Annotated in this window: 28 protein-coding genes; 6 read left to right on the forward strand and 22 right to left on the reverse strand. The window is 57.4% G+C overall.

Annotated elements, in window-relative coordinates:
• Positions 1-313 precede the first annotated feature (313 nt).
• Positions 314-1,693, reverse strand: coding sequence for a trypsin-like peptidase domain-containing protein (locus tag ACR0NW_RS13250; protein WP_480450648.1), 1,380 nt, complete (start codon positions 1,691-1,693; stop codon positions 314-316).
• Positions 1,694-1,847: 154 nt separating this feature from the next.
• Here ACR0NW_RS13250 and budA point away from each other — a divergent pair, with 154 nt between their 5' ends.
• Positions 1,848-2,636 carry an acetolactate decarboxylase gene (budA, locus tag ACR0NW_RS13255; RefSeq protein WP_480450649.1) on the forward strand — a complete coding sequence of 263 codons (789 nt, stop codon included), beginning with the start codon at positions 1,848-1,850 and terminating at the stop codon, positions 2,634-2,636.
• A gap of 84 nt (positions 2,637-2,720) precedes the next feature.
• On the opposite strand, the gene rplQ is transcribed toward budA, so the two are convergent.
• The 7 genes from rplQ to rplO form a co-directional block, all read right to left on the reverse strand.
• Entirely contained in the window at positions 2,721-3,146 is a 426-nt protein-coding gene (rplQ, locus tag ACR0NW_RS13260) for a 50S ribosomal protein L17 (RefSeq protein ID WP_170653923.1), read from the reverse strand.
• A 118-nt stretch (positions 3,147-3,264) separates the two neighbouring features.
• Complete coding sequence (locus ACR0NW_RS13265) at positions 3,265-4,281, reverse strand: DNA-directed RNA polymerase subunit alpha (protein WP_170653922.1); 1,017 nt, start codon at positions 4,279-4,281, stop codon at positions 3,265-3,267.
• A gap of 119 nt (positions 4,282-4,400) precedes the next feature.
• Positions 4,401-4,790, reverse strand: a complete 390-nt coding sequence (gene rpsK, locus ACR0NW_RS13270; RefSeq protein ID WP_010437126.1) for a 30S ribosomal protein S11 — start codon at positions 4,788-4,790, stop codon at positions 4,401-4,403.
• Between the two features lie 15 nt (positions 4,791-4,805).
• Positions 4,806-5,174 carry a 30S ribosomal protein S13 gene (rpsM, locus tag ACR0NW_RS13275; protein WP_170653920.1) on the reverse strand — a complete coding sequence of 123 codons (369 nt, stop codon included), beginning with the start codon at positions 5,172-5,174 and terminating at the stop codon, positions 4,806-4,808.
• A 202-nt stretch (positions 5,175-5,376) separates the two neighbouring features.
• The gene (locus ACR0NW_RS13280; protein ID WP_170653918.1) at positions 5,377-6,021 is read right to left on the reverse strand and encodes an adenylate kinase; all 645 of its coding nucleotides are present in this window, start codon (positions 6,019-6,021) and stop codon (positions 5,377-5,379) included.
• Positions 6,018-7,382 carry a preprotein translocase subunit SecY gene (gene secY, locus ACR0NW_RS13285; RefSeq protein WP_170653916.1) on the reverse strand — a complete coding sequence of 455 codons (1,365 nt, stop codon included), beginning with the start codon at positions 7,380-7,382 and terminating at the stop codon, positions 6,018-6,020. The genes ACR0NW_RS13280 and secY overlap by 4 nt, the downstream gene beginning before the upstream one ends.
• Positions 7,383-7,491: 109 nt before the next feature.
• Positions 7,492-7,965 carry a 50S ribosomal protein L15 gene (gene rplO / locus ACR0NW_RS13290; RefSeq protein ID WP_170653914.1) on the reverse strand — a complete coding sequence of 158 codons (474 nt, stop codon included), beginning with the start codon at positions 7,963-7,965 and terminating at the stop codon, positions 7,492-7,494.
• A 345-nt stretch (positions 7,966-8,310) separates the two neighbouring features.
• On the opposite strand from rplO, the gene ACR0NW_RS13295 reads away from it, so the two are divergent.
• The 4 genes from ACR0NW_RS13295 (at position 8,311) to ACR0NW_RS13310 (ending at position 12,653) form a co-directional block, all read left to right on the forward strand.
• On the forward strand, positions 8,311-9,060 hold the full coding sequence (locus ACR0NW_RS13295; protein WP_480450651.1) for a hypothetical protein: 750 nt from the start codon (positions 8,311-8,313) through the stop codon (positions 9,058-9,060).
• A 109-nt stretch (positions 9,061-9,169) separates the two neighbouring features.
• The gene (locus ACR0NW_RS13300; RefSeq protein WP_480450652.1) at positions 9,170-9,919 is read left to right on the forward strand and encodes a hypothetical protein; all 750 of its coding nucleotides are present in this window, start codon (positions 9,170-9,172) and stop codon (positions 9,917-9,919) included.
• Positions 9,920-10,016: 97 nt separating this feature from the next.
• Entirely contained in the window at positions 10,017-11,159 is a 1,143-nt protein-coding gene (locus ACR0NW_RS13305) for an adenylate/guanylate cyclase domain-containing protein (RefSeq protein ID WP_480450653.1), read from the forward strand.
• A 282-nt stretch (positions 11,160-11,441) separates the two neighbouring features.
• A complete protein-coding gene (locus tag ACR0NW_RS13310) occupies positions 11,442-12,653 on the forward strand; it encodes a DEAD/DEAH box helicase (protein ID WP_480450655.1) in 1,212 nt (403 codons plus the stop codon).
• 74 nt (positions 12,654-12,727) lie between these two features.
• On the opposite strand, the gene ACR0NW_RS13315 is transcribed toward ACR0NW_RS13310, so the two are convergent.
• On the reverse strand, positions 12,728-12,937 hold the full coding sequence (locus ACR0NW_RS13315; RefSeq protein ID WP_170653906.1) for a DUF1127 domain-containing protein: 210 nt from the start codon (positions 12,935-12,937) through the stop codon (positions 12,728-12,730).
• A gap of 288 nt (positions 12,938-13,225) precedes the next feature.
• Between ACR0NW_RS13315 and ACR0NW_RS13320 the strand changes: the two genes are divergently transcribed.
• A complete protein-coding gene (locus ACR0NW_RS13320; RefSeq protein WP_480450657.1) occupies positions 13,226-14,068 on the forward strand; it encodes an isocitrate lyase/PEP mutase family protein in 843 nt (280 codons plus the stop codon).
• A 145-nt stretch (positions 14,069-14,213) separates the two neighbouring features.
• On the opposite strand, the gene ACR0NW_RS13325 is transcribed toward ACR0NW_RS13320, so the two are convergent.
• The 13 genes from ACR0NW_RS13325 to rpmC form a co-directional block, all read right to left on the reverse strand.
• Positions 14,214-15,227: a sterol desaturase family protein gene (locus ACR0NW_RS13325; protein WP_480450659.1), complete on the reverse strand. Its 1,014-nt coding sequence runs from the start codon at positions 15,225-15,227 to the stop codon at positions 14,214-14,216.
• 323 nt (positions 15,228-15,550) lie between these two features.
• Positions 15,551-16,078 (reverse strand): hypothetical protein, encoded by a 528-nt coding sequence (locus ACR0NW_RS13330; RefSeq protein WP_480450660.1) that lies wholly within the window; start codon positions 16,076-16,078, stop codon positions 15,551-15,553.
• Positions 16,050-16,238, reverse strand: coding sequence for a 50S ribosomal protein L30 (gene rpmD, locus ACR0NW_RS13335; RefSeq protein WP_170402795.1), 189 nt, complete (start codon positions 16,236-16,238; stop codon positions 16,050-16,052). The genes ACR0NW_RS13330 and rpmD overlap by 29 nt, the downstream gene beginning before the upstream one ends.
• 12 nt (positions 16,239-16,250) lie before the next feature.
• Positions 16,251-16,820: a 30S ribosomal protein S5 gene (gene rpsE, locus ACR0NW_RS13340; RefSeq protein ID WP_170419378.1), complete on the reverse strand. Its 570-nt coding sequence runs from the start codon at positions 16,818-16,820 to the stop codon at positions 16,251-16,253.
• Positions 16,821-16,935: 115 nt separating this feature from the next.
• Positions 16,936-17,295: a 50S ribosomal protein L18 gene (gene rplR, locus ACR0NW_RS13345; protein ID WP_058283506.1), complete on the reverse strand. Its 360-nt coding sequence runs from the start codon at positions 17,293-17,295 to the stop codon at positions 16,936-16,938.
• An 11-nt stretch (positions 17,296-17,306) separates the two neighbouring features.
• Positions 17,307-17,840, reverse strand: coding sequence for a 50S ribosomal protein L6 (gene rplF, locus ACR0NW_RS13350; RefSeq protein ID WP_170653898.1), 534 nt, complete (start codon positions 17,838-17,840; stop codon positions 17,307-17,309).
• An 11-nt stretch (positions 17,841-17,851) separates the two neighbouring features.
• Positions 17,852-18,244, reverse strand: coding sequence for a 30S ribosomal protein S8 (gene rpsH / locus ACR0NW_RS13355; protein WP_068340741.1), 393 nt, complete (start codon positions 18,242-18,244; stop codon positions 17,852-17,854).
• 13 nt (positions 18,245-18,257) lie between these two features.
• The gene (gene rpsN, locus ACR0NW_RS13360) at positions 18,258-18,563 is read right to left on the reverse strand and encodes a 30S ribosomal protein S14 (RefSeq protein WP_068340744.1); all 306 of its coding nucleotides are present in this window, start codon (positions 18,561-18,563) and stop codon (positions 18,258-18,260) included.
• An 18-nt stretch (positions 18,564-18,581) separates the two neighbouring features.
• Entirely contained in the window at positions 18,582-19,142 is a 561-nt protein-coding gene (rplE, locus tag ACR0NW_RS13365; RefSeq protein WP_170653896.1) for a 50S ribosomal protein L5, read from the reverse strand.
• Positions 19,135-19,446, reverse strand: coding sequence for a 50S ribosomal protein L24 (gene rplX, locus ACR0NW_RS13370; RefSeq protein ID WP_170440482.1), 312 nt, complete (start codon positions 19,444-19,446; stop codon positions 19,135-19,137). The genes rplE and rplX overlap by 8 nt, the downstream gene beginning before the upstream one ends.
• A 2-nt stretch (positions 19,447-19,448) precedes the next feature.
• Positions 19,449-19,817, reverse strand: coding sequence for a 50S ribosomal protein L14 (gene rplN / locus ACR0NW_RS13375; protein ID WP_155148681.1), 369 nt, complete (start codon positions 19,815-19,817; stop codon positions 19,449-19,451).
• A gap of 76 nt (positions 19,818-19,893) precedes the next feature.
• A complete protein-coding gene (gene rpsQ, locus ACR0NW_RS13380) occupies positions 19,894-20,124 on the reverse strand; it encodes a 30S ribosomal protein S17 (protein ID WP_480450663.1) in 231 nt (76 codons plus the stop codon).
• 4 nt (positions 20,125-20,128) lie between these two features.
• Positions 20,129-20,335: a 50S ribosomal protein L29 gene (gene rpmC, locus ACR0NW_RS13385; protein WP_037311745.1), complete on the reverse strand. Its 207-nt coding sequence runs from the start codon at positions 20,333-20,335 to the stop codon at positions 20,129-20,131.
• Positions 20,336-20,618: the final 283 nt, after the last annotated feature.

A 20,618-nucleotide genomic window follows, 5' to 3' on the forward strand; every position in this document is an offset into this window, starting at 1 on the left:
AAATGTCGGGATTACTTATCTGATCCTTTTAGTCGGTTATTTTGCAGGAGAGTCAAGCCTTATTCGTGGCCAGCCAGAAACTTTCCAGCGAGGTTAACGCCAACGCCAAATCCCGATTTCAGTGTGATCCTTCGTGCCCACTTCCTGCGAGTATGCCGCATAGAGATGCCGGGTAGTCAGTCCGTGCTGGCAGTATTGGCGACAGTATATCTGGTCGGCAGAAAGCTCCGCCGAACCAATCAGGAAAACTGCGACTTTGGTTGCCCCCTCACAGGATTGCTGCGCAAAGCCTTACGGGCAGGTCAGCCATGCCTCAGATTCTGAATCGCAATGACAAAGGCCGGCCTCGACGCAACAGTTCGAGCTGTACCCGGCGGCCCGGATCGGTCAGCGCCCGAACCACGTCGCGCGGTCGCTGCATGTCCTTTCCGTTGACCTCGCTCAGAACATCGCCGGGTCGCAGGCCTGCGCGCGCGCCGTACGGGCCCGGATCGACCACAACCACACCCGCCTGTGACAGCAGCAGACCCATCTTTGAAATCAATGCAGGATTGGCCCGCGCCACGGTCAGTCCCGGCAACACCGTACCTTCATCCAGAACCGTTTCCTCGGCTGGTGGCGTATTCGGCGCGACAATCAGTGCAACCTCGACTTCGTCCCGGTCAGTGCCACGCAACCGGGACAGAACCGACGTACCACCTATGCCGGAAATGGACATGCGGAACTTCATCTCTGCCGGGGAATTGACCTCTTCTCCGTCTACATGCGTAACGACATCTCCCACCCGGAACCCGGCCTCAGCCAGCGGGCTGAGTTGGTGCAGATCGGAAATCACAACGCCTTCGGGCAACGAAAGCCCGAGTGAATCTGCAATGTCAGCACTCATATGTTGCCCGGCCATTCCCGCCCAGGGGCTGACAAAACTGGCATTCCCGTCCTGCGCCTGACGCAGAAAGGCGCCAACCAGATTGGCTGGAATAGCGAACCCGATACCGTTTGATCCACCCGAACGACTAAGGATCGAGGTGTTGATCCCGATCAGGTCGCCATTCACGTCGATCAGCGCGCCGCCCGAATTGCCCGGATTGATCGGCGCATCTGTCTGGATAAAGTAACCGCGCGCATTGCCGGTCGCAGTCCCGGATCGGGCCAGCCCCGACACGATGCCCGACGAAACGGTTTGGCCGACACCGAATGGGTTGCCGATAGCTAATGCCAGTTCGCCCACTTCCACGCGGTCCGAATTGCGAAGCTTCAGATAGGGCAGCCCGCTGGCCTCATGCAGGCGCAAAATGGCGATATCGCTTTCCTCATCCCCAAGAACCACCTCGGCGGTGAATTCACGCCTGTCGGTGGTGACGACCTGAATCTCTGACGCCATGCCAACCACATGGTAATTCGACACCACATAGCCATCCCCGGAAAGGATAACCCCCGAGCCCAGCGAATTCTGAACCCGCGGGCGCGGCGTTCCAAAGCCTTTGCCAAAGAAATCCTGAAAGAATGGATCGGAAAACAACGGGTTTACGCGGCCCTGACGCACAATCTTGGCATAGATGTTGACCACCGCCGGAGACGCCTGCTTGACTACAGGCGCAAAACCAAGACTGATTTCAGCCTGCGACGTTGGCACTCGGGATTCGGCATTGGCCACCCCTGCAAGCAACAAAAGGGAAATCAGGATTCGCAGCATAAACACCCCTCCGACGACATCGCCAGACGGATATGCGGGGCTGTAGCCCGGAATGCAAGGGATCAAGCCACACACGCGGTACCGCACTCAGTTTCAATCGGGTACGGTGCAAGACATTATTCACAACACCATTAAACGTGAGAGAGAACACCTCATGCATCAGGATCGGGAACTGACCTTTGCAACCGCGGTCGCCAGCCACCATCAGGCAAGGCGATCCGGCGCGGGAGAAAACGCTCATGAGTATTATCAGGCCTCGCTGCTCAGCGCGATTATGCAAGGGGTCTACGACGGTACGGTGTCGGTCAAAGAGCTGCTCGAACATGGTGATTTTGGATTGGGCACGTTCAACGCTTTGGATGGCGAAATGATTGTATTGGACGGCGTGGCCTATCGGCTGGACGGTGAAGGTAAAGCCAACAGGGCAAAGGATAGCGACCTTACGCCTTATGCGGCCGTCATCAATTTCCAGCCGACGGATTCATTTGAAATGAACGTTGAGACCGACAAACCAGAATTTGAAAGCCAAATGGACGAAAGGGCGGCAGAGCGGAACCTGTTTTACGCAATCCGCTTTACCGGCCGGATCAAGTATATCAGGTATCGAAACGTGCTTCGGCAGGAACGACCCTACAAACCCTTGCTTGAAGTCGTGAAAACACAGGCCGAGTTTGAATTGGACGACGTGGACGGCACCATTCTTGGATTTCGTTGTCCCGATTACGCCGTGGGGATTGGAGTTCCCGGTTATCACCTGCACTTTATTTCCAACGACCTCAGGACCGGAGGGCACGTTCTAGACTATACGTTGACAAGGGGGCAAACGGAGATCGACCACACGTCGTCCCTGCATCTGGAATTGCCGGAAACACCTGCCTTTTCCGATGCTGACCTGTCCGCAGGCGCGTCAGAGGACAACATTCACAAAGCGGAAGGCAACTAGGACAGTCCCCGCCTGTTTTTTGTTACGCAACAAAAAAACCCCCGCGTCCGGGACGCAGGGGTCAAATCAGAAAGCCGGGCTTTCTTATTCTTCGTCAGCAGCCGCTTCTTCAGCTGCGACGCGTGCCTTGTCGGCTGCGCCCTTGGCGTCGACGTCACGATCAACGAATTCGATGATCGCCATCGGAGCCATGTCACCATAGCGGAAGCCTGCCTTCAGGATGCGGACATAACCGCCCTGACGCTCGGCGTAGCGGGGGCCCAGAACTTCGAACAGCTTGGCGACGTCTTTGTCTTCTTTCAGCTGTGCTGCGGCCTGACGACGGGCATGCAGGTCGCCGCGCTTGCCCAGAGTGACCAGCTTTTCGATGATCGGGCGCAGTTCTTTTGCCTTCGGCAGAGTTGTTTTGATTTGCTCATGCTCGATGAGCGAGCCAGCCATGTTCGCAAACAGCGCCTTGCGGTGCTCATGAGTACGGTTCAGGCGGCGGTAACCACGTGCGTGACGCATTTTCTAGTTCCTTCTTTCGCGTTTTGCTTTGTCTGGCCGGCGATGCGTGTCACCGGCTCTCCTTGGGGCGGAAGTGCCCATATGGTCCCCGGCAGCCCGGGCATTGGGGAAGACGCGCTTAGAACGCGTCTTCGAATTTCTTGGCCAGATCTTCGATGTTGTCGGGCGGCCAGTCCTCGACATCCATGCCGAGGTGCAGACCCATACCGGACAGAACTTCTTTGATCTCGTTCAGCGACTTGCGGCCGAAGTTCGGAGTGCGCAGCATCTCGGCTTCGGTCTTCTGGATCAGATCGCCGATGTAAACGATGTTGTCGTTCTTCAGGCAGTTTGCCGAACGGACCGACAGTTCCAGCTCGTCCACTTTCTTCAGCAGCAGCGGGTTGAACTCCAGACCATCGTCTTCGTCCTGGCGGCCAGCCGATTCCGGCTCGTCGAAGTTGACGAAGATCGACAGCTGGTCCTGCAGGATACGTGCAGCAAAGGCCAGCGCATCTTCCGGCGTGATCGAGCCATCGGTTTCGATCTTCAGGGTCAGCTTGTCATAGTCCAGAACCTGACCTTCACGGGTCGGCTGAACGTCATAGGCAACCTTTTTGACCGGCGAATAGATCGCATCGATCGGGATCAGGCCAATGGGTGCGTCTTCGGGCTTGTTCTTTTCAGCCGAAACGTAGCCTTTGCCGGTATTGACGGTCAGTTCCATGAACAGGTCGGCGCCATCGTCCAGGTGGCAGATGACGTGATCGCGGTTCAGAACCTCGATGCCGGCGCTTTCGCTGATGTCACCGGCGGTGACAACTGCGGGGCCTTTGGCATTGATCGACAGGCGCTTGGGGCCTTCGACTTCCATGCGCAGGGCGACCTGCTTGAGGTTCAGGATGATGTCGGTGACGTCTTCACGAACGCCCGCAACCGACGAGAATTCGTGCAATACGTTGTCGATCTGAACGCTGGTGATGGCGGCGCCCTGCAGCGAGCTCATCAGAACGCGACGCAGCGCGTTGCCCAGAGTCAGGCCAAAACCACGCTCCAGCGGTTCGGCAACCAGGGTGGCCTTGCGCGCAGGATCATTGCCCGGCTTGCCGTCAAGCTGGGTCGGTTTGATCAATTCTGCCCAATTCTTATGGATCATGTAATCCCTCCATTCCTGTCTGCGCCCCATGTCCAGAAAAGGCTCAGACGCCCGAGGTTTCAAAACGGCGAACCGGGGCCGCGTATCGTGACACGGCCCCAGCTTAAAATTGCGTTCGCTTAGACGCGGCGGCGCTTCGGCGGGCGGCAGCCATTGTGGGCGATCGGCGTCACGTCGCGGATCGACGTGATGTTGAAGCCCACTGCAGCCAGCGCGCGCAGTGCCGATTCACGACCCGAACCGGGGCCCTGAACTTCGACTTCCAGCGTCTTGACACCGTGGTCCTGCGCCTTCTTGCCGGCATCTTCTGCAGCCATCTGGGCAGCATAGGGTGTCGACTTGCGCGATCCCTTGAAGCCCATGGTACCGGCAGACGACCACGAGATGGCGTTGCCCTGTACGTCCGAGATCAGGATCTTGGTGTTGTTGAAGGTCGAATTCACATGGGCGACGCCCGATGCGATGTTCTTACGCTCTTTGCGCTTGATGCGTGTCTTGTCACGTGCCATCGGTCAGACCCTCCCTTATTTCTTCTTACCGGCAATGGCCTTTGCGGGGCCTTTGCGGGTACGAGCGTTGGTGTGGGTACGCTGACCGCGAACCGGCAGGTTGCGGCGGTGACGCAGACCGCGATAGCAGCCCAGATCCATCAGGCGCTTGACGTTCATCTGCACTTCACGGCGAAGGTCGCCTTCGACGGTGTAGTTTGCGTCGATGTGTTCGCGGATGGCCAGAACTTCGGAATCGCTCAGTTCGTTCACACGACGGGTTACGTCGATGCCTACGGCTTCGCAGATCGCGTTAGCCGAGGTGTTGCCGATTCCGGTGATATATGTGAGGGCGATAGGTACCCGCTTGGCAGTCGGGATGTTTACGCCGGCAATACGTGCCACGTGTCACTTTCCTTTTTCGTTGCGGTTCCGTAACTCCGGAACCTTTTTTCACAACGCTTGATCTTGGCAGTGACGCCAGAGAATCCAGCATTTGTACGAGGTAGTCGATGCAAACGGGACGAATCCCGCAGGCGGTGTTGATTCCCCAAGGGGATGGGGGTCGATATGGGCTTTTGGCGGTGGCGTCAAGCCCTTACCGGACTCACCCCAGGATAGCCTCGATCGAGGCAGTCACTTCCCTGATATCGGCCAGCCCGTTGACCGGACGCAGATCGCCCTTGGCATAGTAATAGCCGATCAGCGGAGAGGTCTTTTTGTAGTATTCCATCAGGCGGGTGCGCAGACTGTCTTCGTTGTCATCTGCGCGGCGGGTGAACTCTTTTTTCTGGCCGCAATTGGTGCAGACGCCATCGGCCGGAATCGGCTTGGTGTGGTCGTTATAGACCTCCCCGCAACCGGAGCAGGTCGAGCGCGCGGTGATCCGGTCAACAAGCGCTTCGTCATCGACGCGCATCTCGATCACAGTGTGCAGCGACTGGCCCAGTTTGGTCAGCAGCGCCGCCAGGGCGTCGGCCTGCGCAAGTGTGCGCGGGAATCCATCAAAGATAAAACCGGCACCTTTCTCGGTGGTCAGCTTCTCTTCGATCAGGCCAATCACGATCTCGTCGGTGACTAGCTTGCCCGCGTCCATTATCGCCGCGACCTTGTTGCCCATCTCCGTGCCACTGGTACGCGCCTCGCGCAGCATGTCGCCGGTGCTCAGCTGGATCATACCGCGGGTGTCAACCAGATGGCGCGCCTGCGTGCCCTTACCTGCCCCCGGGGGGCCCAGAAGAATGATGTTCATCGACGAGCGGGTCCCTTCCTGCTGCGTTTCTTACCCTTGCCGCGCAGCTGGGACTTTTCGATAAGCCCTTCGTATTGATGCGCCAGCAGATGGCTCTGGACCTGCTGGATAGTATCCATGGTCACAGAGACGATGATCAGAACCGAGGTGCCGCCAAAATAGAATGGGATGGCGAACTGACCGCGCAGGATTTCCGGCAGCAGACAGACTGCCGTCAGATAGGCCGAGCCCAGTACCAGCACGCGGTTGACCACGTATTCCAGATATTCAGAGGTTTTCTTGCCGGGGCGGATGCCCGGAACAAAGCCGTTCTGCTTTTTCAGGTTATCCGCCACATCGTCCGGTTTGAACGACACGTTGAACGTGTAGAAGTAGGCGAAGAACACGATCATCGACGCGAAGAACAACAGATAGAGCGGCTGACCGGGGCCAAAGTTGGCCAGCAGCCACGACATGATCGGACCATTTGCAGCCCCTGACGAGAAAGTCGAGATCGTGACCGGCAGCAGCAGCAACGAGCTGGCAAAGATCGCCGGGATCACGCCTGCCGGGTTTACTTTGACCGGCAAGTGGCTGGAGCCGCCCTCATAGACTTTCATACCTACGTTGCGGCGCGGGTATTGGATATGGATCTTGCGCAGGGCGCGTTCCATGAACACCACGAAGGTGATGACAGCGATGACCATGACGATCACACCAACGATCACGGCGGGGCTGATGGCGCCCGAGCGTCCGCTGGCGAAGAATTGCGCCAGTGCCGCCGGAACCTCGGCGATGATGCCGACGAAGATGATCAGCGAGATGCCGTTACCGATGCCGCGTGCAGTGATCTGTTCACCCAGCCACATCAGGAACATGGTGCCGCCAACCAGCGTGATCATGGTCGACATACGGAAATAGAGACCGGGATCGGTGGCCAGATCGCCCGATTCCAGCGAAACGGCCAGACCATAGGCCTGAACGGTGGCCAGCGCCACGGTGCCGAAACGGGTGTACTGGTTGATCTTCTTGCGTCCCTGCTCGCCCTCTTTCTTGAGTTGTTCGAGCGCGGGAACCATCGAGGTCAGCAGCTGCACAATGATCGAGGCCGAGATGTAGGGCATGATGCCGAGGGCAAAGATACCCATCCGTCCCAGCGCCCCGCCGGTGAACATCGAAACCATGCCGCCGATGCCCTGCCCCGCCTGTTCCATGAACTCGCGCAGTGCCTGACCATCAATCCCCGGCACCGGAATGAAGGTGCCCAGACGATAGACGATCAGCAAACCCAGCGTGAACAGGATGCGGTTGCGCAGATCGGTGGCCTTGCCCAAAGCAGCCCAGCTAGTGTTGGCTGCCATTTGTTCTGCTGCTGATACCATAAATCGGTCTCTCTTATGAAAACACCGCCCGGAACCGTTTTCCGGCTCGGGCGGCGTCTTGGAAAACTCTGAGGTCTATGTAAGCGGGTCTTCGCCCGCTCACAAGCGCTTACTCTGCCGCAGCGGCTTTTGTGACCGTAAGTGAACCGCCCGCTTTCTCGACCGCTTCAACAGCGGCTTTCGAGGCACCGGTCACTTCCAGGTTCACCTTGGCGCTGATTTCGCCTTTGGCCAGGATGCGGACACCGTCCAGCTTGCGGCGCACCAGACCGGAGGCGACCAGCGCATCCTCGGTGATCGCAGCGGATGCGTCCAGCTTGCCCGCGTCGACGAATTTCTGGATCAGGCCCAGGTTGATAACGGCGAATTCCTTGCGGTTCGGCTTGTTGAAGCCACGCTTGGGCAGGCGCTGGTACAGCGGCATCTGGCCGCCTTCGTAGCCATTGATGGCCACACCCGAACGGGATTTCTGGCCTTTGATACCACGGCCACCCATTTTACCTTTGCCGGAACCGGGGCCACGACCAACGCGGGTGCGTTTCGGGTTGGCGCCGGGATTGTCGCGCAGTTCGTTCAGTTTCATATCGCTTCTCCATTGCCGGACATGACCCCGAAGCGTGATGGGCCAGACACGGCGTTTCTTGCTGTTGATTCTCGTGGACCCACAGGGCCACCGGAGGCGTATAAACCCGGATGCCGAACGGTTCAAGAGGGTCTTGTTTATCAGGCTGTCGCAGATATCTGACTGCACCGAAGGTAAGCCTCGGGCCGAAAACGACTTCACGATTGCACGTCGGCCTATTGGAGCTTCACATTGGAGCACACAACACAGGCGGTTCTTGTAATGAGTGCCGCCACACTCTAGGCACCGAAATGCACATCACGATACACCCATGGCGATCTCGCCCATAAACAGACTGGTATCAAAATGGAAGAGAACCAAACCGGAGCGGTCCGCACCTCGGCCCACTTTGAAACTTTGCGGCCCACGATAGATCGCCAGGGAATTCCGGATCGCGAAGATGTGCTGATTTACATCCATATTGGCAAATGCGGTGGTGAATCCTTGTGGGATGCAATGGTTCGCAGCCCGGTTTTGAACGAAGCGTATTCTTCGGTTCTGAGAATGCACGTTGTGAAACCACCAGTGCGTTCCAGGACAAAGTACCTTGTCGTCGTACGCAATCCGATAGATCGCGCGATCTCGGCATTTAACTGGCGTTACAAGCTGGTGGTTGAGGATGAGGTCAAGAGCAGCCGAACATCAACCGAGTACGCGGTTCTTGCCAAATACAAGACGCTGAATGCTTTGGCCGAGGAGCTCTATACAGATGGAGCCTTGGACAACGACGCCGCTGACGCGTTCCGCGCGATCCATCACCTCCGCGAGAACATATCATTTTACCTGTCTGAACTTCTGCCAAAAGTAAGTGCGACCCAAATCTCTCTGGTTTTGGCGACCGAGTTTCTGGACGCCGAAATCGCTCGAGACCTTGGCGTTGATCGCGTCAGGAAAGAGCATCAGAATCGTAACTCTGTGAACAAGGAAAAGCTGTATCTGAGTGGCCTTGCCCGGAAAAATCTGCGCCGGTTTCTCGACGATGACTACGAGGCAGTACAAAGGTTGTTTGACATGAAAGGTATTACCGGTGCGAAGCGCGATGTTGTTCTGCGCTGACACGCAGCCATATCTGGGTTTGCCCAACCCCCGATGACCGTGCGGATGCGTTTGGAATGATCGAATTGGCGGCCTGAACCCCCATTAGACAAAAGGACTGGCAGGCAGAATGGTAGAGCAAAAAAGCGAAAACCCCGGCAGATCCCCCATCTTTGAATCGCTGGGTCCAAATACAAGCATCAAAAGGTTCAGGGATCAGGAAGACGAGCTGGTCTATATCCATATCGGTAAATGCGGCGGTCAGTCGTTGTGGGATGCGATTCAGCGCAGCCCGGTTGTAAACCAGCAGTTTTCTTCGGTTATTCGCGTGCACGTTGCTGAACCACCGGTCCTGGCAAGATCAAAGTACCTAATCGTGGTGCGCAACCCGATATCCCGCGCCATTTCTGCCTTTAACTGGCGTTACAAGCTGGTTGTCGAAGATGAAGTCAAAAAGGACAGGGCATCGCAGGAGTATCAGGTGCTTGCCAGGTACGGCACATTGAATGCGCTGGCTGAAGCACTTTATGTCGATGGATCGCTGAATGAACTGGTCGTCGAAGATCTCCGCTCTATTGGCCATCTGAGAATGGATATCTCGTTCTATCTGTCCAAAATGCTACCGAACGTTCGTTCCGATCAGATTTTTTCGGTGCTGACGACCGAGTTTCTGGACAGCGAAGTCGCCCGAGAATTGAATATTGAAGACGTGAAGCGGGAACATCAAAACCGGCCTTCCGTTGATTTGGAAAAAAAGCATCTGAGCGATTGCGCGCGCCATAACCTGCGTCAATTTCTTTCTGATGACTATCGCGCGGTGGAAGAGCTTTTGGATTTGAAGGGGATTTCCGGACAGCGCCGGGATGTGCTTTTGCGCTGACGGTAGACACGCGAACAGGTCACGGACGCCGGTACTGCATCCAAGCAGCCAAACTATTGCAGACAATGCCTTTGGAATCCGTGTTACCTTTGCTTCCATGGACTGGAAGCTGAACAAAGTCATCGACTGGTTGCTGTCCGAAGGCCGGATGCTGCCCGATCTTGATCACATCGTTGAGGCGCTGGGATCGGCTATGCTGGAGGCTGGCGCACCGGTATGGCGTATTCGGCTGGCCATTCGAACGGTTCATCCGCTGGTGACCGCTCTAAGTGTGGCGTGGGAGCGGGACAGCGAACAGATCGACAGCGTGGCGGCGACGCATGGTCTGGATCAACGTCAGGAATACATCGGAAGCCCAATTGCCCGAATTGCCCAGACCAGCAGGCCGCTGAGGCAATCGCTTGTTGAACTGAATTCGGACGATCACGTCGCCTTTCACGAACTGCGTGAACGTGGCGCGACAGACTATTACGGGATGCCGCTGCGGTTCATCGGCGAAGGCGGGGGCGTACTGATCTTTGTCTCAGACCGGGCGGAAGGGTTCAATGACGAGGATATTGCGGGGTTCGACACGATCGGCGCCGCGATCACTGCCATCGTCGAGGTGCACCGACTGAGGAACCTGTCGATGGCCGTAGCCGAAGCCTATCTGGGGCCACGCACTGGTCGGCGCGTGGTTGGCGGGCAGATCACGAGGGGCGATATCGACAGGATTGAAGCGGCGATCCTGATCAGCGATATCCGTGACTGGACCGGTCTGAACGCGCGCCTGCCGGTTGCCGAGACGGTGGAACTGGCGAACCGGTATTTCGAGGTCATCGACAAGGCCGTATCAGACAATGGCGGTGAGATTCTTAAGTTTCTGGGCGACGGGGTTCTGGCCATCTTTCCTGCGGAACCAGATATGCGCTCCGCCTGCCACCGGGCATTGACCGCGGCCAGAAGCGCATTAAAGGCGGCCCCGGCGACCGATCTGCAATACGGGGTCGGGCTGCATTGTGGCAGTGTTCTATACGGCAATATCGGGTCCGAGGCGCGACTGGATTTCACCGTTCTGGGCCAAGCCGTCAATATTGCTGCGCGGATCGAGGCGTTGTGCGGGGAAACCGGACAGCCCGCTTTGTATTCCGGAGAGTTTGCCGGGATGGTCGATGCGGATCACGTTCCGCTAGGTCAGTATTCGCTCAAGGGTCTGGACAGGCCTGCGCAGATATTCGCGCCGCTGGCCGCAGAGGGCTGAGCCAAAGAACTATTGACAACCGGCACTTCAACGATCATATGCGGCCAGTGCAATATCCGCGGCGTGAGCGGATCGCGCGACGCCCCGGGTGGGCTGTACGGCGCAACAAATCAATCTGAACACTACTGATACCCAGATCACGCGGGGGTCGGCGTGATAAAGCGGCAAGGGCCTTCGTTGTCCCTGTTGTTTTGTTGCGGAACCAAAGCGCGTCACCATTCGGGGCGCGCCACGACATCCGTGCGGCTGGCAAGGCCGTCACATTCAAAAGGAATACGGTCTTTGGACTTTAATATGCTGGGGCTGACGCCCCGCCTGATCACAAACCTCGAAACGCTGGGAATTTCCGAACCCACGCCGATCCAGAAACAGGCCATCCCCCACGCCATGAACGGGCGTGACGTGATGGGCCTTGCGCAAACGGGAACGGGCAAGACGCTGGCCTTTGGCCTGCCCATTCTGATGTCGATGATCCGTCAGGAAGGCCGCCCTGCGCCCAAAACCGCGCGCAGCCTTGTGCTGGCACCCACGCGGGAACTGGCCAAGCAGATCACCGAAAACCTGCGCTCTTATTGTGAAGGCACGTCGATCCGGGTCGATCTGATCGTCGGCGGCGTGTCCATGGGGCCGCAGATCGACCGGCTGAAACGGGGCAGCCACCTGTTGGTGGCGACGCCCGGACGTCTGATTGACCTGTTGGAGCGCAAAGCTGTCCGGCTCGACCAGACCGGGTTTCTGGTTCTGGACGAAGCCGACCAGATGCTGGATCTGGGCTTCATTCATGCCCTGCGCAAGATTGCGCAACTGCTGCCCGCGGACCGGCAGACGATGCTGTTCTCCGCCACTATGCCGAAGCAGATGGCCGAGATCGCCGCAGCTTACCTGAATAATCCCGTGCGCGTTGAAACCGCGCCTCCGGGTCGTCCGGCGGACAAGATCGATCAGGGCGTTCACTTCGTGGCCCAAGCGGAAAAGACATCACTGCTGATCGAATTGTTGGATACCCATCGCGAGGAACTGGCGCTGGTATTTGCCCGGACCAAGCACGGGGCCGAGCGGCTGTCGAGAACACTGGACAAAGCGGGATATGCCGCAGGGTCGGTGCATGGCAACAAATCGCAAGGCCAGCGCGACCGGGCTTTGCGCGAGTTCCGCGCAGGTACTCTGCGGGTTCTGGTGGCAACCGATGTGGCCGCGCGCGGCATCGACATTCCGGACGTGCGACACGTCTATAACTTTGATCTGCCCAACGTGCCCGACAACTATGTGCACCGTATCGGTCGGACCGCCCGAGCAGGCCGCGACGGACGTGCAGTTGCATTCTGCGCACCTGCGGAAATGTCAGAGTTCCGCGCCATCCAGAAGACAATGGGGCGTGACATTCCCGTGCTTGGCGGGCGCCCATGGGTTACAGAAGAACCCAAGGAACGGAAAAAGCCGCAGAACCGGCGGCGCAGGCCAAACAGGGGCCGTCCGCGCTCCAAGGCCGCCTAAAACAAAAAAAGCGCCCCGGCTAAGCGGGGCGCTTTTTTTTTAATTTGCGTCGGCAGAGTTTGCCGAAGCGGCGCTTATACACAATAGACGTGCTTGTGCGCGATATCCGAGATGTCGCAACGGCGGACGCCGATATCGTCCAGTTCACGATTGGTCAGGCTTTGCAGCTCGGTATAGGTGCGGTTGTATTCCGCAGCCTTGGCGCGAGCCTGTCTGATCTGGTCAACAAATGCCCAGAAGCGGGTGCCGAAGCCGGTGTGCGATGCAGTGATTGCGTGTGCCATGTCTTTGTTCCTTTCTGCGGCCGGGGCGCATTCCCCGGTAATCGAGTTCTGTTCCTGTTTGGGACAGGGCCGAGATAGGCACAGTGTTTAGCGCCAACAATGCATGTTTTGGTCTAGCCGCTATGCGGGAATCGAATGGCTGGGCTTGCGGTCCTGTGCACACCCGACCGAAGAACGTGATCGGATTCCGCAAGACCATGGGGATCGTCAACCTTCCATCATTAAGATATTTGTTCGCTATTTGTTCCCGGTGTGGTAGACCACAACAAGACCATCAGGGAGGGCACCATGTCTGAAAGAAAGACCAAGTATGAACGGCTGAAGGCGCTTCACGACCGTGACGTGACCTTTGTGATACCAAACCCGTGGGACGCAGGTTCGGCGCGCCTGTTAACCAGCCTTGGTTTCGACGCCCTTGCAACAACAAGTGCCGGCTATGCGTTCTCACGGGGAAAAAGGGATTCATTCGCAAGCCTGAACCGGGCAGAGATTCTCGATAACGCAGCTGAAATCGTTGCGGCAACGGACCTGCCGGTTTCCGCTGATCTAGAAGATGGCTTTGGAACGTCACCCGAAAGTTGCGCAGAAACCATCCGCCTTGCCTGTGACGTGGGTTTGGCCGGCGGGTCCATCGAAGATGCAACCGGAGATCCGGATAAGCCTATTTATGAATTCGGTCAGGCTGTTGAACGCATTGGTGCCGCTGCCGAGGTTGCTACCGATCTCGGTTTTCTTTTGACGGCGCGGGCGGAAAGCTATCTTTGGGGAAGAAGCGATCTGGATGACACTATCGCCCGCCTGCAGGCGTTTTCAGATGCCGGTGCGGACGTCCTCTATGCCCCGGGGCTTCCGGATATCGAGGCGATCAGAACCGTCTGCCAGTCTGTCGACAAGCCCGTCAATGTGGTGATGGGGCTTCAGGGGCCCAGCTATTCTGTCGCCCAGCTTGCAGAAGCCGGGGTGCGCCGTGTCAGTGTTGGTGGCTCATTCGCGCGGGCAGCACTTGGCGCGGTGATGAAAGCCGCGCAGGAGGTAAAGTCCTTTGGCACATTCAACTATGCCAGTGACGCGATTTCAGGGGAGGACGTGAGCAGGCTTATGGCGCAGAGCAAGTGCGCAAACAGACACTGACTAATGGCACCCACATAATCCACTGACGCTACCGCCCGCCTGGGAGGCCTGGGAAATACCCCGGCATCCCGGCGTCCTCGGTTTCTGTCCGGGTAAGCGCTGGAGTGCCAAACCCTTTGCCTATGAGCGGCTTACTCCGTCGGTATCACGGATTGTGCATTCGGCGCTTGCGATCTCGCGTCGTTCGCGTCGCCTCTTCGGATCCGTCGTGGTAGGTGCCGAACCACTTGTCCCACGGCATTTCCGAGTTTCCATAGTTGCATTCGTAGTATCTGTGATGCAGCTGGTGAAAAAATGCGCCGATCAAAAGGCGTTGCCGATCCCTGACCCAGATCGCCTCGTACCCCGAGTGTGAGGACGCCGCACCGAGCATCAGCCAGTAGCCCAGAAACAACATGTGAACCGGATGACTGGGCAACACCAGCAGGATCAGCATGGCGCTGAAGTAGAACACATGCTCGACAGGATGCATGGATGTTCCCGACCATGGGCCGGTATTGACGTTCCGGTGATGTACAGCGTGGACGTATTTGTATATCCGGGGCTGATGCAGGACGATGTGAATGACGTAGAAATGAAAACTCTGCCAGACGGCAAGCAGCGGGAAAAGGACGACAAACCAGATCGGGTGGGCCGAATACTCAAGCGTGGCAAGTGTCCCGTTCGCGTACATCCAGCGAAGGCCGATTTCGTAGGCGGAATAGATGGGTACTCCGGATACCAGCGAATAGAACATGTTGTCCCAGGTCTGATAACCGAACTTATAAAGCGCGTTCTTGCGCTTCATGTAGGGGCGGGGATCGTACTTCAGCAATTTACCCTGACCATCGATCCCGTAGAACCATAGATGCAATCCCCCGGCGACAAGAAACAGGACAATCCAGTTTCTGATCAGGACGGCCGCCATCCATCCCGGTGCGAACTGGGTCTGGTCGGGGCCAACCGGCTGCAACCAGAAAGCCACCAGAAACGCAAAGGCCAGATAAAGCGAGCGGTCAGAGACCTGCAGATAGTTCTGCCATAGCCACTTCAGCATCGTTCCGGGCTTTGGTGGCCAGTTCCAGTAAGGGGCAAATCCCACGGGCAGTTCAGGGTGCCAGTGCCATTCACGGCTCATCGGGGCCGGTTCGGGCCGGGTTTTTGCAGATGTCTCGGTCATTGGTATGTCCTTCATTCGTCATTGTTCCTGATCTGGATCAGTGGACGACCGGAGGAGCGAATGGGAACCAGCGATTGAAGTGATACATGCCACACCTGCCAACTCTGTTCTTCTATCCTTTACAGGTGTCGGGAATTTGCGCCTCTCTTAACGACATGGAACTGGTCGCATATAGTCCTGATTGCAGGGCTTTGTGTGGACAGCCTCTGCAGTGGCGCCAGAACCGTCCCGGGTCCGGCGAAACAACAAACGCCCCCGAAATCCCGGAGGCGTTTTCGAAATTTAGCTCTCGCCAAATCCTTCGCCGCATGCCTGCGGCGCTCTTACTTGCGGATTTGGCCGATGTAGCGTTGCTTTTGCTCGTTCACCAGAATCAGTTTGCCTTGGTTCACGACATACAGATCAAAACGAGGCTTTTCGAAGTCGATACAGCGCATTCCATTGTCATAAAATTTGTAGGCATTGGCTTTCCATGTCTGCCCGTTTGCCTTGTAAGAATATGAGCCGTTTGCAGAATAGGTCTCAACTTCTTTCCCGGAATAAACGACCTTGCGCCCCGACAGGTTCTTTTGCAACCACGCCGCATTCACCTTTTGATCACCATCCGAAAGGTAACTTTTGGAGAGTTTTGGCGCTTTGGCCGGACATTCGGCAGAAGCGATCGTTCCAATCAAGGTCGCGCAGAGCGCAGTCAAAATAAGTCTCATCATAAACATCCACTCAATAAACGACCTCAAAGTTACCCCGGTTTGAACACATAGCAACAAAAAAACGCCCCCGACCAAAGTCGGAGGCGTTCCCAATCCTTCGAAGATGCCGGGCTTAGCCGCGCTCTTCGATGATCTCGACAAGATGCGGGATCTTGTTGACCATGCCGCGGACCGAAGGAGTGTCCTCCAGCTCGCGGGTCTTGTTCATCTTGTTCAGGCCCAGGCCGATCAGGGTTGCGCGCTGTTCGGCGGGGCGGCGGATCGGCGAGCCGATCTGCTTGACGACGATGGTTTTTGCCATGGGTCGCTCTCCTTATGCTTCTGCTTCAGCAGCGGCCGGTGCTTCGTCCCGCTTGGGCAGGATGTCGGCAACCTTTTTGCCACGACGCTGTGCGACCGAACGCGGGCTCTGCTCTTTCTGCAGGCCGTTGATGGTGGCGCGGATCATGTTGTACGGGTTCTGCGAGCCCAGCGACTTGGACACAACATCCTTGACGCCCAGCATTTCGAACACGGCACGCATCGGACCACCGGCGATGATACCGGTACCTTCAGGTGCGGTGCGCATGACCACTTTACCGGCGCCGTGACGGCCCTCGATGTCGTGGTGCAGGGTCCGGCCTTCGCGCAGCTGCACGCGGATCATCTGACGCTTGGCTTGCTCAGTTGCCTTGCGGATGGCCTCGGGTACTTCTTTCGCTTTACCCTTGCCAAAGCCCACGCGGCCTTTCTGATCGCCGACAACCACCAGAGCGGCGAAGCCAAAGCGCTTACCACCTTTTACGGTTTTCGACACACGGTTGATTGCAACCAGACGATCTGCAAATTCCGGTGCTTCTTCACGGTCGCGGCCACGGCCCCGACGGTTTTCACGTTCTGCCATTTGGCATCCCTTTTCTCATGTGGCGCATCAGCGCCGTTTATTTCAATCCAAGTGAGCCCCAACTGTTGCCGAGGCTCCCGGATCATCGGGGCAGCCGCAAAGCTGCCCGCAAGTCTTAGATCTTCAGACCACCTTCACGCGCAGCGTCGGCCAGAGCCTTCACCTTGCCGTGAAACAGGAAGCCGCCACGATCGAAATAGGCCTCTTCGACGCCTGCCTTCTTGGCACGCTCGGCGATGGCCGCGCCCACCTTGGTGGCCGCTTCGACGTTGTTCTTGCCAACAACACCCAGATCTTTTTCCAGGGTCGAGGCCGAGGCCAGGGTCACGCCACGCACATCGTCGATCAGCTGAACAGAGATGTTCTTGTTCGAACGGTGTACGGACAGACGCGGACGACCCGCGTTGACCTTGCGAAGTTTGTTCCGAACGCGCAGGCGGCGCTTCAGAAACAGGGTTCTTTTGCTGTTTGCCATTGTTTGCGTCCTTACTTCTTCTTGCCTTCCTTGCGGAAGATGAACTCGTCCTTGTAGCGGATGCCTTTGCCCTTGTAGGGCTCGGGACGGCGCCATTCGCGGATTTTCGCCGCGACTTCGCCCACCTGCTGCTGGTCGTTACCTTCCACAATGATCACGGTCTGCTTCGGTGCGGTGATGGTGACACCTTCCGGAGCAACGAAATCAACGTCATGGCTGTAGCCCAGGTTCAGCTTCAGGGTGTTGCCCTGCATCTGAGCCCGGTAACCAACACCCTGGATCTCCAGCTCTTTTTTGAAGCCTTCGGTCACACCGGTCACCAGATTGGCAACCATGGTGCGGCTCATGCCCCACTGCTGGCGGGCACGCTTGGACATGCCACGGGGGTCGATCTTGACCACGTTGTCTTCAACCGACAGCGTCACGTCGTCGGTGGCGGTGAAGCTGCGGGTGCCTTTCGGACCTTTGACTTCGATGGTCTGACCCGACACAGAGGCGGAAACGCCGCTGGGCAGCTCGACCGGTTTTTTACCAATACGAGACATTGCAGACCTCCTTAGAAGACGGTGCAGAGCACTTCGCCGCCAACATTGTTGGAGCGAGCGTTTGCGTCCGACATCACACCTTTCGGAGTGCTGACAATCGACACGCCCAGACCCTGACGGACCTGCGGGATGTCATTGACGCCCATGTATACGCGACGACCGGGTTTCGAGACCCGCTTCAGTTCGCGAATGACAGGGGTGCCTTCGTAGTATTTCAGGCTGATTTCGATGGCCGGATGACCGTTTTCACCGGTCGTCTTTTCATAGCCACGGATGTAGCCCTCGTCCGCCAGCACGTCCAGAACCCAGCCGCGCAGCTTGGAAGCCGGGGTGGAAACGGTGGACTTGCCGCGCATTTGCGCGTTGCGGATACGGGTGAGCATATCGCCGATAGGATCGTTCATATCTGTCTCTCCCTTACCAGCTCGATTTCACCATGCCGGGGATCTGACCAGCAGAACCCAGCTCGCGCAGCGCGATACGGCTGACCTTCAGCTTACGGTAGTAAGCGTGGGGACGACCGGTCAGCTGACAGCGGTTGTGCAGACGGGTAGCCGAGCTGTTACGCGGCAGTTTCGCCAGTTTCAGACGCGCCTTGAAGCGCTCTTCCATCGGGCGGCTTTCGTCATTCGCGATTTCTTTCAGCTCGGCACGCTTTGCGGCGTATTTTGCCACCAGGCGCTCGCGCTTCTTCTCGCGCTCGATCATTGCTTTTTTAGCCATGTCTTTTCCCTTCCGCGCTTAGCTTGTGAAAGGCATGTTGAATGCTTTCAACAATGCTTTTGCTTCAGCGTCGGTATTCGCTGTGGTGGCAATTACGATGTCCATGCCCCAGACCTCGTCGACCTTGTCGAAGTCGATTTCCGGGAACACGATGTGCTCTTTCATGCCCATGGCAAAGTTGCCACGACCATCGAAAGACGGCTTTACACCGCGGAAGTCACGCACGCGCGGCAGCGCGATGGTGATCAGACGATCCAGGAATTCGTACATCCGGTCGCCGCGCAGGGTCACCTTGGCACCCAGCGGCATTTCTTCACGGACGCGAAAACCCGCGATCGATTTCTTCGCCATGGTTGCAATGGCTTTCTGACCGGCGATTGCAGACAGATCCTCGACAGCCGCTTTGGCTTTCTTGGAGTCTTTGACCGCCTCGGCGCCACAGCCGATGTTCAGAACGATCTTGTCCAGCTTGGGCAGCTGCATGTCGTTCTTGTAGCCGAACTCTTCTTTCAGAGCGGCGCGGATGGTTTCAGCGTACTGAGCTTTCAGACGCGGGGTGTAGGTAGCAGCATCAAGCATCGATCACGTCCCCCGTGGTCTTGGCGAAGCGAACCTTCTTGTCACCTTCCATGCGGAAGCCGACGCGGGTTGCCTTGCCGTTCTTGTCCAGCAGTGCCAGGTTCGACAGCTCGATCGGGTTTGCCTGAGGCAGGCGGCCACCCTGGCTGTTCTGGGTCTGGCGGGTGTGGCGGATGGCGATGTTGATGCCATCGACAACAGCTTTACCGGCTTTCGGGTCAACCGAGGTGATCGTTCCCTCTTTGCCCTTGTCCTTGCCGGCCAGCACGACGACCTTGTCGCCTTTGCGGAGTTTAGCAGCCATGATTACAGCACCTCCGGAGCAAGCGAGATGATTTTCATGAAGTTCTTGCTGCGCAGTTCGCGAACAACCGGGCCAAAGATGCGGGTACCGACCGGCTCGTTGTTGTTGTTCAGGATGACGGCGGCGTTGCGATCAAAGCGGATCGCGGTGCCGTCCGCGCGGCGGACTTCTTTGGCGGTGCGCACGACGACGGCCTTGCGGACGTCACCTTTTTTCACGCGGCCGCGCGGGATGGCTTCCTTCACCGAGACGACAATGATGTCGCCGACGGAGGCGTATTTACGCTTGGAACCACCCAGGACCTTGATGCACTGAACTCGGCGTGCGCCGGAGTTGTCAGCGACATCCAGATTGGTCTGCATCTGGATCATGTGGTTTCTCCCGACCTGTGGGGGCTGGTCTGGTTAGATCCCCCAGGGTTTCGACAAATGGAAAAATCCCGGAAGCTTACGCTTCCAGAACTTCCCAACGTTTCGTCTTCGATTTCGGCGCGCATTCGATGATGCGTACGGTGTCGCCGACCTTGAAGGCGTTCTTTTCATCGTGAGCCCGGTATTTCTTGGACTTACGGATGGTTTTCTTCAGAACCGGATGCGTAAAGCGACGCTCGACGGAAACGGTTACGGTCTGTTCGTTGGCATCGCTGATTACGGTACCGGACAGGATACGCTTGGGCATAGGATTACTCCTCCGATGCCGCAGCAGCGGCCTTTTCGTTCAGAATGGTTTTGACGCGGGCAGCGTTGCGGCGGGCCGCTTTGATGCCGGCGGTGCTTTCCAGCTGACCGGTTGCCTGTTGAAAGCGCAGGTTAAAGCTTTCTTTCTTCAGGTTGGCCAGTTCCTCGCGGAGCTGGTCCGGGGTCTTGTCACGCAATTCTTGGGCGTTCATCGCCTTTTTCCTTTGCTCAAAACACCAGAAGGCCCCGTAGCTCGGGTCACCCTGGACCTGGTGGATGAATGATAGACATACGAATCCCCCGACTCAGCCGGGGGACCGCAAGATGCCGCTCTATAAGGTGTACGGTTGTGGGTGGCAAGGGAAAGTTTGACTGTCCTGCCGATACCCGCTTTTCAAGGATATTAGCCCATGAATTGTACGATCCGCCAGAGCACCAAAATCGCCGCTCTGGCCTGACGAACCTGTGACCATTGTCTAAACCGTCATTCAGCCG

Source organism: Ruegeria sp. CF5 (genome assembly GCF_056537325.1).

Excerpts from the sequence above, each read along its gene's own strand:
- ACR0NW_RS13250 (WP_480450648.1), bottom strand. The coding sequence starts at position 1,693 with ATGCTGCGAATCCTGATTTCCCTTTTGTTGCTTGCAGGGGTGGCCAAT.
- budA (WP_480450649.1), top strand. The coding sequence starts at position 1,848 with ATGCATCAGGATCGGGAACTGACCTTTGCAACCGCGGTCGCCAGCCAC.
- rplQ (WP_170653923.1), bottom strand. The coding sequence starts at position 3,146 with ATGCGTCACGCACGTGGTTACCGCCGCCTGAACCGTACTCATGAGCAC.
- ACR0NW_RS13265 (WP_170653922.1), bottom strand. The coding sequence starts at position 4,281 with ATGATCCATAAGAATTGGGCAGAATTGATCAAACCGACCCAGCTTGAC.
- rpsK (WP_010437126.1), bottom strand. The coding sequence starts at position 4,790 with ATGGCACGTGACAAGACACGCATCAAGCGCAAAGAGCGTAAGAACATC.
- ACR0NW_RS13280 (WP_170653918.1), bottom strand. The coding sequence starts at position 6,021 with ATGAACATCATTCTTCTGGGCCCCCCGGGGGCAGGTAAGGGCACGCAG.
- secY (WP_170653916.1), bottom strand. The coding sequence starts at position 7,382 with ATGGTATCAGCAGCAGAACAAATGGCAGCCAACACTAGCTGGGCTGCT.
- rplO (WP_170653914.1), bottom strand. The coding sequence starts at position 7,965 with ATGAAACTGAACGAACTGCGCGACAATCCCGGCGCCAACCCGAAACGC.
- ACR0NW_RS13295 (WP_480450651.1), top strand. The coding sequence starts at position 8,311 with ATGGAAGAGAACCAAACCGGAGCGGTCCGCACCTCGGCCCACTTTGAA.
- ACR0NW_RS13300 (WP_480450652.1), top strand. The coding sequence starts at position 9,170 with ATGGTAGAGCAAAAAAGCGAAAACCCCGGCAGATCCCCCATCTTTGAA.
- ACR0NW_RS13305 (WP_480450653.1), top strand. The coding sequence starts at position 10,017 with ATGGACTGGAAGCTGAACAAAGTCATCGACTGGTTGCTGTCCGAAGGC.
- ACR0NW_RS13315 (WP_170653906.1), bottom strand. The coding sequence starts at position 12,937 with ATGGCACACGCAATCACTGCATCGCACACCGGCTTCGGCACCCGCTTC.
- ACR0NW_RS13320 (WP_480450657.1), top strand. The coding sequence starts at position 13,226 with ATGTCTGAAAGAAAGACCAAGTATGAACGGCTGAAGGCGCTTCACGAC.
- ACR0NW_RS13325 (WP_480450659.1), bottom strand. The coding sequence starts at position 15,227 with ATGACCGAGACATCTGCAAAAACCCGGCCCGAACCGGCCCCGATGAGC.
- rpmD (WP_170402795.1), bottom strand. The coding sequence starts at position 16,238 with ATGGCAAAAACCATCGTCGTCAAGCAGATCGGCTCGCCGATCCGCCGC.
- rpsE (WP_170419378.1), bottom strand. The coding sequence starts at position 16,820 with ATGGCAGAACGTGAAAACCGTCGGGGCCGTGGCCGCGACCGTGAAGAA.
- rplR (WP_058283506.1), bottom strand. The coding sequence starts at position 17,295 with ATGGCAAACAGCAAAAGAACCCTGTTTCTGAAGCGCCGCCTGCGCGTT.
- rplF (WP_170653898.1), bottom strand. The coding sequence starts at position 17,840 with ATGTCTCGTATTGGTAAAAAACCGGTCGAGCTGCCCAGCGGCGTTTCC.
- rpsH (WP_068340741.1), bottom strand. The coding sequence starts at position 18,244 with ATGAACGATCCTATCGGCGATATGCTCACCCGTATCCGCAACGCGCAA.
- rpsN (WP_068340744.1), bottom strand. The coding sequence starts at position 18,563 with ATGGCTAAAAAAGCAATGATCGAGCGCGAGAAGAAGCGCGAGCGCCTG.
- rplE (WP_170653896.1), bottom strand. The coding sequence starts at position 19,142 with ATGCTTGATGCTGCTACCTACACCCCGCGTCTGAAAGCTCAGTACGCT.
- rplX (WP_170440482.1), bottom strand. The coding sequence starts at position 19,446 with ATGGCTGCTAAACTCCGCAAAGGCGACAAGGTCGTCGTGCTGGCCGGC.
- rplN (WP_155148681.1), bottom strand. The coding sequence starts at position 19,817 with ATGATCCAGATGCAGACCAATCTGGATGTCGCTGACAACTCCGGCGCA.
- rpsQ (WP_480450663.1), bottom strand. The coding sequence starts at position 20,124 with ATGCCCAAGCGTATCCTGTCCGGTACCGTAATCAGCGATGCCAACGAA.
- rpmC (WP_037311745.1), bottom strand. The coding sequence starts at position 20,335 with ATGAACGCCCAAGAATTGCGTGACAAGACCCCGGACCAGCTCCGCGAG.